This window comes from Gaoshiqia hydrogeniformans, from assembly GCF_049347105.1.
Lineage (GTDB): Bacteria > Bacteroidota > Bacteroidia > Bacteroidales > Prolixibacteraceae > Gaoshiqia > Gaoshiqia hydrogeniformans.
Window position 1 is genome coordinate 3,537,901 of sequence record NZ_CP186334.1, and the last position, 13,965, is coordinate 3,551,865.

Here is a 13,965-nt window from a genome sequence, read left to right on the forward strand (position 1 = left end):
CCTTATTGTCCGGTAGTTAGCAATTATCGCTACCGTTCTGGATTTTATTGCCATCCTCGTCGTAATGATAAAACCCTTTTCCGGTGGCCATGCCGAGCTGCTTGGCTCTCACCAGGCGTTTAATGTAGGGCGACGGTTTATATCGTACATCTCCAAATTCATTGTAAATGTTGTCCATCCAGCGGATAATTTTGTCCAATCCCATTTTATCGGCCACTTCGAAGGGGCCCAGGCGCATGCCAAAGCCAATGCGCATGGTCTCGTCGATATGTTCTACGGTGGAGATGCCTTCCATTAGGATTTCACAGGCTTCGTTCAATAACACCACAAATATGCGGACACTTACCAGCCCTGCCGATTCTTCGACCGGAACAACCTTGCGGTTAATCAGTTTTACAAATTTGCATACTTTCTCGTAGGCTTCATCGGAAGTATACAAACCTTTGACCACCTCGACAATACGGGCTTCCTGCGAATTCACGAAGAAATGCAGGCTCACGCATCGTTCTTTATGTTCCAGTTCAGAAGATAGTTCGGTGATGATGATGGTGGTGGAGTTGGTGGCAATGATGCAGTCAGGCTCCACCACTTTCTCAATTTTTTTGAAGATGGTTTTTCTTTCCTTGATCTTTCCGCCACGGTCGACCGCGCGGATGGCTTCGATCACAAAATCACAACCGGCCAGGTCTTTATAGTCTAACGATCCTTTGATCCGGGAAAGAATCGCTCTTTTTTCGCTCGAGGTTAAACCCCAGTGTTCAATGCGGTGATCAAGTACTTTGCCGATATTCCGGTAGGCTTCCCTGATTTTTTCTTCGCTTACTTCGATAAAAACCACTTCGATGCCGTAGAAACTGGCTACACGGGCAATGTTCTGACCTACAAGTCCGCAACCGATAATCCCGATTTTGGAAAATAATGTTTTAGACTTTGCTTTTTTGCTTAAGCCAAATTCTTCTATGGCTTCATATAAAATCTCACTCGACATATCTCTTTATTTTATTCAAAAAGCGCTGCGGCTTGGTTTGATGTAATGGCTACCATATTGACAATATCGCTGACCGAACAGCCTCGGGACAGGTCGTTAATCGGAGCGGCCATCCCCTGCAAAACAGGGCCGATTGCTTCGGCTCCGGCCAGGCGTTGAACCAGTTTGTAGCCAATGTTGGCAGATTCGAGACCCGGGAAAACCAGGATATTGGCCCGGCCTGCCACTTCGCTGTCCGGAGCTTTCAGTTTGGCTACTTCCGGGATCAGGGCAGCATCCAACTGGAGTTCGCCGTCGATTTTTAATTGCGGATCCAGTTCTTTAGCTATTTTAAGGGCATTCACTACTTTATCGACGTGGGGATGCTGGGCGCTTCCTTTGGTCGAAAAACTCAGCATGGCAACCCGTGGTTCCATACCTACGATGGCTCTTGCTGTTTTGGCGGTTGTTACGGCAATCTCGGCCAGCTGGCGTTCGTCGGGGTCGGGCATCACCGCGCAGTCGGCAAACACAATGATACCGTTGTGGCCAAACTGAGGGTTATTGATGAACATTAAAAAAGCTCCCGAAACAACGCTCACTCCCGGTAAGGTTTTGACAAACTGAAAGGCGGGTCGCAACACGTCGCCGGTTGCATTGATGGCCCCGGCAATTTCGCCGTCGGCGTCGCCGCATTTGATCATCAGCGGGGCAAACACGAGGGGATCATTCAGCATTTCCAGCGCTTCTTCCTTGGTCAATCCTTTTGATTTCCTGATTTCAACCATTTTTTCGGCATACGAGTCGCGACGTTTGTCGGTTTTAGGATCAATCAGTACGGCACCGGTAATGTTTACGCCACATTCTTCGGCCGATTTCATAATTTCTACCGGATTCCCCAACAAAATGATCCGGGCCATATTTTCTTTCAGGATGATCTCTGTGGCTCTTAGCGTCCGGGGTTCGGCACCCTCGGGCAACACAATCCGTTTTTGATAGCTTTGTGCGTTTTTAATAACACGTTCAAGTAATTTCATTATATCTAATAATAATTTTCAGTTGACTAATGGAATGAATACGTTTTTTTCAGATCCGTTGTTTTTTATTTGCTCAGCGTCGGTATTAAGGGTAAAAAACCGACACCAAGTTTATGCAACATGTTCATTTGATCTGATAGCCTGTGATTTTAATTTTTGACTAAAAGATTCTATCTGCAAAAATAGGCAAAATCTGCCGTGTGATGACCTGTTTATGCTATTTATTTGTTAATCCTGACAAAATTCAGGCTTTCTTAAGGCCTTGGAGGAAACTTGGATATTCGAAATATACAATCGATTGCACAATAGGATTGATTGTTCGGCCCGTTGGCGGTTTGAATATTAAGTTTTCTTAAATTTTTTAATCAGCCGGAACAGCTTTGTTTTTTTTGCTGAAATAAAGATTTCGCCTTTTACGCTCTAAAAAATTTTTGAAGCATCGGGTTTCCATACATACCCCGTTCCGGTTGGCCGGAACCATTCTCCCCTATAAGAAAGGGAGGGGAGGATTCCACATCAAATGAGTTAGAAAGATGGTCATAATGGAAAGCAAAATATTCTAAAAGCGATTCCCGGAGGCAGATTTTTCAAACGTGTTAAACGTAGAATTAAAATGGTTATTTTTGTTTGTATGACCAGTCGAACTGAACAAGATGAAAGAAAATGACCTGTTTTATCCGCTTAAGCTAGTACTCGAAGGCGATATTTACACCGATCAGGTGCAGCGTGTCATTTATGCCACCGACGCTTCGTCGTACCGGGAATTGCCTCAGGCTGTCTGCAAACCCAAAACAAAAGAAGATATCCGCAGGATTATAAACTTTGCCCGCGCGAACAAAACTTCGGTTATTCCGAGGGCGGCCGGTACCTCGCTGGCCGGCCAGGTGGTAGGCCCCGGAATTGTCGTGGATGTATCGAAATACATGAACAAAATTCTGGAATTTAATGCCGAAGAAAAATGGGTGCTTGTTGAACCGGGCGTTAACCTGGCCGAACTGAACAAATATCTTGCGCCTCATGGTTTGCAATACGGGCCGGAAACGTCTACTGCCAACCGTTGCTGCATCGGCGGCATGGTCGGGAATAATTCCTGCGGCCTGCATTCGTTGGTTTATGGCAGTGCGCGCGATCATATTCTGGAAGCTGAGTGTATCCTGGCTGACGGGTCGGAACTGGTATTTAAGGCGCTCACGACAGACGAATTTCTTGCCAAAACCAATGGGCCGGATGATTTAACGGAAACGAGAATTTACCGGAATTTGTACGAAACGCTTACCGATCCGTTCAATCAGGAGCAGATCCGGAACGAATTCCCCGACCCGAAAGTAAAGCGGCGAAATAACGGCTACGCGATCGATGTATTGCTTGAAACCGATCCGTTTACAGGCAATGGTGAAAAAATCAACGTCTGTAAGTTGCTGGCAGGGAGCGAAGGTACGCTGGCTTTTTCAACCAGTCTGAAGCTGAATCTGATTCCGCTTCCTCCGAAATATGTCGGCTTGGTTTGCGCACATTTCAAAAGTTTGCAGGAGGCCTACCGGGGCAATCTCATTGCACTGAAGTACCATCCCGGCGCGATTGAATTGATGGACGACATCATCATGAACTGTACCCGTGAAAATATTGAACAACGTAAAAACCGTTTTTTCATTTCGGGCGATCCCAAAGCGATGCTGATGATCGAATTTGCACGCGAAACCGAGGAAGAACTGCTCGATACGGCCGCCAGACTGGAGCAGGAACTGCGTAATGCCGGCCTGGGCTATCATTATCCGTTGGTTCAGGGCGACGGAAATATTAAAAAGGTCTGGGCCTTGCGTACCGCCGGGCTGGGATTGCTTTCAAACATTCCCGGCGATAAGCGGAGCGTAACCGTAATTGAAGATACCGCCGTCGCCCCGGAATATCTGCCGGCCTACATGGACGAGTTCGACCAGGTGCTGGCGAAATACGGCTTGAGCTGCGTTAAATACGCCCACATCGCGACCGGGGAGATTCATTTACGACCTTTGCTGAATTTGAAAGAAGATGCCGATGTGATCCTGTATCATACCATTGCGCGGGAGATCGCTGTCCTGGTAAAAAAATACCGGGGGTCGCTGAGCGGCGAACATGGCGACGGACGTTTGCGTGGCGAATTTATCCCGTTTATGCTGGGCGATCATAATTACCGGCTGATTAAGCAGCTGAAACTGACTTGGGATCCGGATCAGATCCTGAATCCGGGCAAAATTATCGATACCCCGTCGATCGCCGAAAACCTGCGTTACCTGATTGGCGAAACGCGGCAGTTTAAAACCACTTTCGACTTTTCCGATCAGCAGGGGCTGCTGAGGGCAATCGAGAAATGCAACGGATCGGCCGATTGCCGGAAAAGCGAGCTGATCGGTGGAACCATGTGCCCAACCTTTATGGCTACGAAAGACGAAGACAAGTCGACACGCGGGAGGGCCAACATTTTACGTGAATTTTTAACCCGGCCGGGCAAAGCAAATCCCTTTGATCAGGAAGAAATATACCAGGTGCTTGATTTATGTATTTCGTGCAAAGCCTGTAAAGCCGAATGTCCGTCGAATGTGGACATGGCCAAATTTAAAGCTGAATTTCTTCAACAATATTACGACGTCAGGGGAGTTCCCCTGCGCAGCCGTTTAATTGCTTACCTGCCTCAGTTATACCGGATCGGCCGTTTGGTCCGACCGTTGACGAATTGGTTGTGCGGGACCGTATTGTTCAAGCGGATGATCGGATTTGCTGAAGAAAGGAAAATTCCTCCGCTCCCAAAATTAAGTTTACGGCAATGGTACAAAAAACCGGTTTTGCTCAACGGAAAGGCGAAAGGTAAAGTGTACCTCTTCGCCGACGAATTTACCAATCAAAATGAAAGCGAGATCGGGATAAAAACCATCTTATTGCTGAATAAATTGGGTTACGAAGTGGCTATTCCCAAACACCGGGAAAGCGGGCGCACCTATTTGTCGAAAGGATTGGTAAAAACAGCTAAAAAAATAGCGACCAGAAACGTCTTGCAATTGCACCGGCTTGTTTCTGCCGAAACTCCTTTATTGGGTATTGAGCCCTCAGCCATTTTGACCTTCAGGGACGAATATCCTGAACTGGTTGATCATCATCTGAAAGAAAAAGCGATACAACTGTCGGAACATACCTTATTATTGGATGAGTTTATTGCAGCCGGGATGGAAAAAGGACAGATCGACCGGAGTTTATTTACCGCGGAGAAAAAGCAAATTAAGCTGCACGGGCATTGTCAGCAAAAGGCTGTTGCGTCAACGGCGCCAACTAAAACGATGCTGGAAATCCCGCAAAACTACCAGGTTGTTGAAATTGCCGGCGGATGCTGCGGGATGGCGGGTTCGTTTGGCTACGAAAAAGAACATTACGAATTAAGCCTAAAAATCGGCGAATTGGTTTTGTTTCCTGCCGTGCGCGAGGCCGGGGCTGATGAGATCATATGCGCTTCCGGAACCTCTTGCCGCCATCAGATTGAAGAAGGTGCCGGGCGAAAAGCGCTTCACCCGGTTGAAGTGCTGTACGAAGCGCTGGTCAGGGAACCAGTAAATCAGTAATCAGTAATCAGTAATCAGTAATCAGTAATCAGTAATCAGTAATCAGTAATCAGTGACTAATGACCATTTACATATTTCCCTGATTCAGACCGATCTGGTTTGGGAAAATCCGGATGCGAACCGTGGCCGTCTGGAACTTTTGTTTCAACAAATGCCGATTGAAACCGATCTGGCTGTGTTGCCGGAAATGTTTTCTACAGGTTTTTCGATGCAGGTGGAACGATTTGCCGAACTGATGGCAGGAGAAACGGTGAACTGGATGAAAGAACTGGCTTTTCGGTATCAGCTGGTAATGGCGGGTAGTTTAATGATCAGCGAGGCAGGTCGTTATTACAATCGCTTCGTGTTTGTCCGGCCCGACAAAACAGTTGAATTTTCCGATAAGCGGCATTTATTCTCGATGGGAGAGGAACAGCTGCATTTTTCACCCGGAACCGAACGAAAGATCTTTCAACTGAAAAATTTCCGGATTCTGCCGCAGGTTTGTTATGATTTGCGTTTTCCGGTTTTTAGCCGTAACCGGAACGATTACGATTTGCTGTTGAACTGTGCAAACTGGCCGGCACCCCGGAAAGAAGTGTGGAAATGTTTGCTGAAAGCCCGCGCCATCGAAAACCAGGCTTACGTGGCCGGAGTAAACCGCATCGGGAAGGATGCCAATGGCATTCGTTATTCCGGGGACAGCCTGGTTTTTGATCCGAAAGGAAAAGCGATGGTGGCCGAGGTATCCGGTCGGGAAGCAATTCTTTTTGCAAAGCTGTCTAAATCAATGCTTGAGGACTTTCGAATAAAATTTCCGGTCCTGCCCGACGCCGACGAATTTTCACTTAACCTGTGATTGGTGCTTTCAGTATGTCATTTCGAATCGTTGTTTTTTATCAATAAATCGAACGATAGTTCGATAATTTTTTGTCCTTACTTGTGCTTTATTGATAAATAAAATCTTTTCAACAGCAGTCTGTTTATAAAAGAAAAAGCGGTTTGATAGTCAGAAAAGGCTGTTTGATATCTCAGACGGGGTATTTGTCAATTCTTTTTTTTATCCGGTCATTTCATCTTGCCTCGTAGTGTTGTTTTGACGTACCTTGAGAGATAAATAAAGAATCCGGTTATAATGGCTGATTTGCAGGAAAAAAAAATAATTGTTAAAAACTTGTTCAAAACCTGAAATTATGTGTATTTTGCATATGTTTTTGGTGAATTAGCGGTTGAAAGACAATTTTTTTTTTGATAAGCCGGACAGTTTATTCAGTGAAAAAGGGGCAAAAAACTGAATTTGCTGAAACTAAAAACAATTTTGATGGGGCAATTATTTACTTTTCTCAAGAACGTATTTGTTATTTGCTTGTGTAGGTCCGGATTTGGCGCTCGTTTCATTGATTGGGCAGAACGTAGGGTTTTTTTTAAACGATTGTGCATAATCATCCGAAAAACGATACGATTGGTATCGGATATTTCAGGGAACACAGGTGCCTGGTTTTTTCTTTTTAGCTCACCCCGATCTTTTGGATCTTTCAATTTTCAATCTGTATCAAATAATTTGGTTGGCAAAACGGTTGCCGGCCGGTGTGGTCTAAGTATGAATTGCCGGATGCTAAGCGGCTGACAGTTAGCAACTTATGATGTTTTATAATCGCATTTTTCGCAGAAGAGTATAAAATACAAAAAGAATTTATAGCATATGAAGACTAAATTTTACCTGAATTATTTAAGGTACCTGAAACAATTACTGGTACTGTGCTTATTTCTGCTTCCTGTTACGGAAGGTTTCTCCCAGGCAGCGAATCTGGATATCCGGGTAACCGGTCCCGGTGAAGCAGAGCCCGGGGACGAACTGAGCTACACCATCTCTTATTCCAATATTGGAGCTGTTTTGGCAAATAATGTGGTGATTGAACTGAGCTTGCCCGCCGGAAATTTTGTTTATGCCGGCTCCACTCCTGCAGGTGTTGAATCGGGCGGGAAAATCACCTGGACAAAGAATGAAATCCCGCAACTCGAACAATTGAATACCGGTATCTATTCCATTACCGTTAATCTGATCGCCGGGAATCCGGGCCAACTGACCAATTCTTCAGAAGAGGAAGTTACTGCGTATTCGATTTTAAATGATACGGAGACGCTGACTCTTTCCGCGACTATTAAGTCGACTGAAGTTACGGTACCGGTTGAAAGCAATGTGGTTACCACGGAAATCAGCCGGAGGTGCACGTTCTCAATCAGCAATCCCAGTGCAGGTATTAAATCGGCTACCAATAGCACATTAACGTATCTGTTGGCCCTGGTAAATACAGGGAATGTGTACGAAAAATATAATTTAACCTCAAATTATGTTGAGGGTCAGGACTTGATCCGGAAAATTTTGCCGATGGATAGCGATACCCCTGAATTAGAGGTTACGCCTTATATCGCTCCGGGAGAAATCTTCTTCTTTCGGTATCGCCTCCAAACCCCGGGAGGAACGAAACCAAATGAGTACTCTTATACGAGTATTACCGCTACTCCGGTAACGTGTGGGGCCGGGGCTAACGTGGTGACCACCTTTATTTATGGTGGACAATATGACGATTTTGATCTGGTTAGCGTGTATAAGATTGATACCCCCGATCCGGTTCAGGCAGGGTCTCAATTATCGTATAAAATTATTATTTGCAACGTTGGAGAGGATTTGGCTAATGTCTATCTGACAGAAACTTACCCGTTGAATACATCGTTTGTTTCGGCCAATCCTCCGGCTTCGAATTTTAATAATCAGTGGCATTTCCCAATGCTTCCCCAGGGAAACACCATTATAGATGTAGTTCTGAATGTTCAGAATAATATCGCCAACGGGACAGAGTTAACGAATACCGTGGCTATCAGTGATGTTTCCCAGACGTATTCGATTTTTCAGGAAAAAACAACGGTTCTTTCGGCCCCGGATTTAGCCATCACTAAAACAGCTGATAAAATCATCGTTTTTCCGGGAGATGAAGTGGTATATACCATTAACTATACGAATATTGGCAACCGCACAGCTATCGGTTTAACTCTTACTGACGATTATAACGAAGATTATATGACGGTTTTGGATGCCGGGAGTGGAACAGATTCTGAACCGGCCGGCTTGCTGAGTTGGAGCCTGCCTGATTTGGCGTCGGGAGCAAGCGCAACCATTACGTATACCCTGAAAGTAGATGACAATATCAGTAACTTTCCCGTTGGTTCCACCAATATCCTGAACATCGCGGTTATGGATGTTGATCCGACCCGGCCGGATGCCGATTTGAATAATAATCAGTCATACGCCGTGGTAACGGTACAAAATGTGCCCGACCTGGTGGTCGATATTGTATCCGATGCAGATCCGGTGGAACCTGAGACTCAATACACCTACACCATTACAGTGAGCAACGTTGGCGAGGTTGCTCATTCGGGACACCCGTACACGGTAACAGCTTATTTACCCGAAAGTGCAACCTATCTTTCCAATAGTGCAGGAGGTATACACGATCCGGTTGCCCATACGGTTAGCTGGACAGTTAATGATCCTTTACTGGCTGACGGTAGTGTAGAGTTTACCATTACCATGCAAGCTCCGGATTGTGATGCGGTGAACTCCGTTTTATCGGTTAAGGCTACGGCCTATTCCAATTACTGGGTGGATGCCAATCCCGATGACAATGAAGCTACGCTGAACCTGACTGTTGAAGATCAGACAGTGCCGGTGATTAGCCTGCCGGATGTTGCAAATCCATTTCCAATGGAGTGCAATCAAAACCAATCCGGGGTATATGACCAGTCGATACAGTTTTTAATTTCCCTGGTTCAGGTATCGGATAACTGTGATTTCGAGCCGTTGTTAAATCATGACTATATGGGCTTTACCCAAGCTTGTGGCGAAGACCTTGTGATTACCTTTACAGCCATTGACGCCAGTGGAAATACGGCAGAACCGCAAACACTAACGATTAGCTTTGTCGATGACGCTGCTCCGGTTATAAACTTACCTGCCGCAGAGTTGGTGATGGATTGTTTTGATGCCGGCGCAGTTGATGTTTGGACATCGACAGCCACGGCTACAGATAATTGCGACGGGGATGTAACGGTAACAGCCAGCTACACCCAGCCGACCACCGGTCTAAACCAGAGTGTGGAAGTGACCTTTGCCTCCACAGATGCCTGCGGCAATACAGCTATGTTGACCAAGTCATTTACAATAAATGATCAGACAGTGCCGGTGATTAGCCTGCCGGATGTTGCAAATCCATTTCCAATGGAGTGCAATCAAAACCAATCCGGGGTATATGACTTGATTATAGAGTCTTTGATTTCCCAGGTTCAGGTATCGGATAACTGTGATATGGCTTCGGCGCTGAATCATGATTATACAGCAGACTTTACGCAGGGTTGTGGCGAAGACCTTGTGATCACCTTTACTGCCGTTGATGCGAATGGGAATGTGGCCGTGCCGCAAATTCTGACGATCAGTTTCTACGATGACGCTGCTCCGGTTATAAACTTACCTGCCGCAGAGTTGGTGATGGATTGTTTTGATGCCGGCGCAGTTGATGTTTGGACATCGACAGCCACGGCTACAGATAATTGCGACGGGGATGTAACGGTAACAGCCAGCTACACCCAGCCGACCACCGGTCTAAACCAGAGTGTGGAAGTGACCTTTGCCTCCACAGATGCCTGCGGCAATACAGCTATGTTGACCAAGTCATTTACAATAAATGATCAGACAGTGCCGGTGATTAGCCTGCCGGATGTTGCAAATCCATTTCCAATGGAGTGCAATCAAAACCAATCCGGGGTATATGACTTGATTATAGAGTCTTTGATTTCCCAGGTTCAGGTATCGGATAACTGTGATATGGCTTCGGCGCTGAATCATGATTATACAGGAGACTTTACGCAGGGTTGTGGCGAAGACCTTGTGATCACCTTTACTGCCGTTGATGCGAATGGGAATGTGGCCGCGCCGCAAATTCTGACGATCAGTTTCTACGATGATGCAGCCCCGGTTATAAACTTACCTGTCGCAGAGTTGGTGATGGATTGTTTTGATGCCGGCGCAGTTGATGTTTGGACATCGACAGCCACGGCTACAGATAATTGCGACGGGGATGTAACGGTAACAGCCAGCTACACCCAGCCGACCACCGGTCTAAACCAGAGTGTGGAAGTGACCTTTGCCTCCACAGATGCCTGCGGCAATACAGCTATGTTGACCAAGTCATTTACAATAAATGATCAGACAGTGCCGGTGATTAGCCTGCCGGATGTTGCAAATCCATTTCCAATGGAGTGCAATCAAAACCAATCCGGGGTATATGACTTGATTATAGAGTCTTTGATTTCCCAGGTTCAGGTATCGGATAACTGTGATATGGCTTCGGCGCTGAATCATGATTATACAGGAGACTTTACGCAGGGTTGTGGAGAAGACCTTGTGATCACCTTTACTGCCGTTGATGCGAATGGGAATGTGGCCGCGCCGCAAATTCTGACGATCAGTTTCTACGATGATGCAGCCCCGGTTATAAACTTACCTGCCGCAGAGTTGGTGATGGATTGTTTTGATGCCGGCGCAGTTGATGTTTGGACATCGACAGCCACGGCTACAGATAATTGCGACGGGGATGTAACGGTAACAGCCAGCTACACCCAGCCGACCACCGGTCTAAACCAGAGTGTGGAAGTGACCTTTGCGTCCACAGATGCCTGCGGCAATACAGCTATGTTGACCAAGTCATTTACAATAAATGATCAGACAGTGCCGGTGATTAGCCTGCCGGATGTTGCAAATCCATTTCCAATGGAGTGCAATCAAAACCAATCCGGGGTATATGACTTGATTATAGAGTCTTTGATTTCCCAGGTTCAGGTATCGGATAACTGTGATATGGCTTCGGCGCTGAATCATGATTATACAGGAGACTTTACGCAGGGTTGTGGAGAAGACCTTGTGATCACCTTTACTGCCGTTGATGCGAATGGGAATGTGGCCGCGCCGCAAATTCTGACGATCAGTTTCTACGATGACGCTGCTCCGGTTATAAACTTACCTGCCGCAGAGTTGGTGATGGATTGTTTTGATGCCGGCGCAGTTGATGTTTGGACATCGACAGCCACGGCTACAGATAATTGCGACGGGGATGTAACGGTAACAGCCAGCTACACCCAGCCGACCACCGGTCTAAACCAGAGTGTGGAAGTGACCTTTGCCTCCACAGATGCCTGCGGCAATACAGCTATGTTGACCAAGTCATTTACAATAAATGATCAGACAGTGCCGGTGATTAGCCTGCCGGATGTTGCAAATCCATTTCCAATGGAGTGCAATCAAAACCAATCCGGGGTATATGACTTGATTATAGAGTCTTTGATTTCCCAGGTTCAGGTATCGGATAACTGTGATATAGCTTCGGCGCTGAATCATGATTATACAGGAGACTTTACGCAGGGTTGTGGCGAAGACCTTGTGATCACCTTTACTGCCGTTGATGCGAATGGGAATGTGGCCGCGCCGCAAATTCTGACGATCAGTTTCTACGATGATGCAGCCCCGGTTATAAACTTACCTGTCGCAGAGTTGGTGATGGATTGTTTTGATGCCGGCGCAGTTGATGTTTGGACATCGACAGCCACGGCTACAGATAATTGCGACGGGGATGTAACGGTAACAGCCAGCTACACCCAGCCGACCACCGGTCTAAACCAGAGTGTGGAAGTGACCTTTGCCTCCACAGATGCCTGCGGCAATACAGCTATGTTGACCAAGTCATTTACAATAAATGATCAGACAGTGCCGGTGATTAGCCTGCCGGATGTTGCAAATCCATTTCCAATGGAGTGCAATCAAAACCAATCCGGGGTATATGACTTGATTATAGAGTCTTTGATTTCCCAGGTTCAGGTATCGGATAACTGTGATATGGCTTCGGCGCTGAATCATGATTATACAGGAGACTTTACGCAGGGTTGTGGCGAAGACCTTGTGATCACCTTTACTGCCGTTGATGCGAATGGGAATGTGGCCGCGCCGCAAATTCTGACGATCAGTTTCTACGATGATGTAGCCCCGGTACTTACAGCCCCGGCGCCACTTGTGCTGAATTGTGAACCGGGAACTGATTACCGGACAAGCATCGAAAATTGGCTGGAAAGTGTAACCGTCGACGAAAACTGCGACGCACAGCTGACGATTAACAACGATTACGATACCTATACCCAGGGCTGCGGCGAGGAGATTGTAGTGACCTTTACCGCTGCGGATGCTTGTAGTAACGCCGCTGTGCCGGTTACTTCAACCATAACCTTTATCGACAACATTGCTCCGGTAATTACGGCTCCTCAGCCGCTTGTACTGACCTGTGACCTGTCTGTCGAGCATGAGGCGACTATTGCCACCTGGCTTGCTTCAGCAAGCGTTTCAGACAATTGCGACAGCTACATTAGTGTTGAGAATAATTATTCGGCCTATACACAAAGTTGTAACCGGGTGATTGTTGTGACATTCACGGCCAGCGATATTTGTGGCAATGAAGCCATGCCGGTGACCTCAACCATTTCCTTTATCGATCTTACGGATCCTGTAATTACTTTCTGTCCGCCCAATCTGACCATCGAAGGCGATGAATCTTCCGATCCGTCCAATACCGGCATGGCAACAGCCGACGATGACTGTGATACGGCTCCCTCAGTGACCTATGCCGACCAGATCATTGACGGACCTAATGCCGTTGAATATACAATCAGACGTACCTGGACTGCCACGGACGACTGTGGAAATTCAACGACTTGTGTTCAGTTGATTGATGTGGTGGATACGACTCCTCCGGATATTGTTTGCCCGTTAAATCCTTCTACCATTTTGGTAGACTGGGATCTGTGCCAGGCTTCCGGATTTAACCTGGGAACCCCTGTTGTATCTGATAACCTGAATTTACCCGGCGATATTCAGGTGCATAATGACGCTCCGGAAAGCTTCCCGATCGGCACAACCGTTATTACCTGGACTGCTGTTGATGAGGCCGGGAATACGGCGACCTGTACGCAGACGATCATTGTTCCCGATATTTACAACGTAGAGGTACCCACCGGTTTCTCTCCGAACGGCGATGGGATCAACGAATACTTCCGGATTCACGGGATGTGCCTCTACCCGGATGCCCGGATCGAAATTTTTAGTCGCTGGGGGGCTAAGGTTTATGAAAAAGACAGGTACGGGAATACAGATATCTACGGAAATACTGACGCCTGGTGGGATGGACGCGCAAACGTCAATGGAAAAGGAAAAGAAATATTACCGGCAGGGACCTATTTTTACGTCCTGAAGCTAAGTAATTCAGAAGTACGCAAAGGAGCAGTATATATTAACCGGTAA

The 13,965-nt window shown here is 46.7% G+C and carries 5 protein-coding genes; 3 read left to right on the forward strand and 2 right to left on the reverse strand.

The genetic code is table 11. The features are described 5' to 3' along the window. Nucleotides 1–16: 16 nt before the first annotated feature. Together ACOIT5_RS14270 and pta are read right to left on the reverse strand one after the other, a co-directional pair. The gene (locus tag ACOIT5_RS14270) at nt 17–988 is read right to left on the reverse strand and encodes a 3-hydroxyacyl-CoA dehydrogenase family protein (RefSeq protein WP_423126830.1); all 972 of its coding nucleotides are present in this window, start codon (nt 986–988) and stop codon (nt 17–19) included. Between the two features lie 11 nt (nt 989–999). Then, nucleotides 1,000–2,004, reverse strand: a complete 1,005-nt coding sequence (pta, locus tag ACOIT5_RS14275; RefSeq protein ID WP_423126831.1) for a phosphate acetyltransferase — start codon at nt 2,002–2,004, stop codon at nt 1,000–1,002. 653 nt (nt 2,005–2,657) lie between these two features. On the opposite strand from pta, the gene ACOIT5_RS14280 reads away from it, so the two are divergent. The 3 genes from ACOIT5_RS14280 to ACOIT5_RS14290 all read left to right on the forward strand — a co-directional run bounded on the left by ACOIT5_RS14280 (nt 2,658) and on the right by ACOIT5_RS14290 (nt 13,965). Next, nucleotides 2,658–5,591 (forward strand): FAD-binding and (Fe-S)-binding domain-containing protein, encoded by a 2,934-nt coding sequence (locus ACOIT5_RS14280; RefSeq protein WP_423126832.1) that lies wholly within the window; start codon nt 2,658–2,660, stop codon nt 5,589–5,591. 52 nt (nt 5,592–5,643) lie between these two features. Further along, nucleotides 5,644–6,429 (forward strand): amidohydrolase, encoded by a 786-nt coding sequence (locus ACOIT5_RS14285; protein ID WP_423126833.1) that lies wholly within the window; start codon nt 5,644–5,646, stop codon nt 6,427–6,429. An 843-nt stretch (nt 6,430–7,272) separates the two neighbouring features. Next, nucleotides 7,273–13,965, forward strand: coding sequence for a gliding motility-associated C-terminal domain-containing protein (locus tag ACOIT5_RS14290; RefSeq protein ID WP_423126834.1), 6,693 nt, complete (start codon nt 7,273–7,275; stop codon nt 13,963–13,965).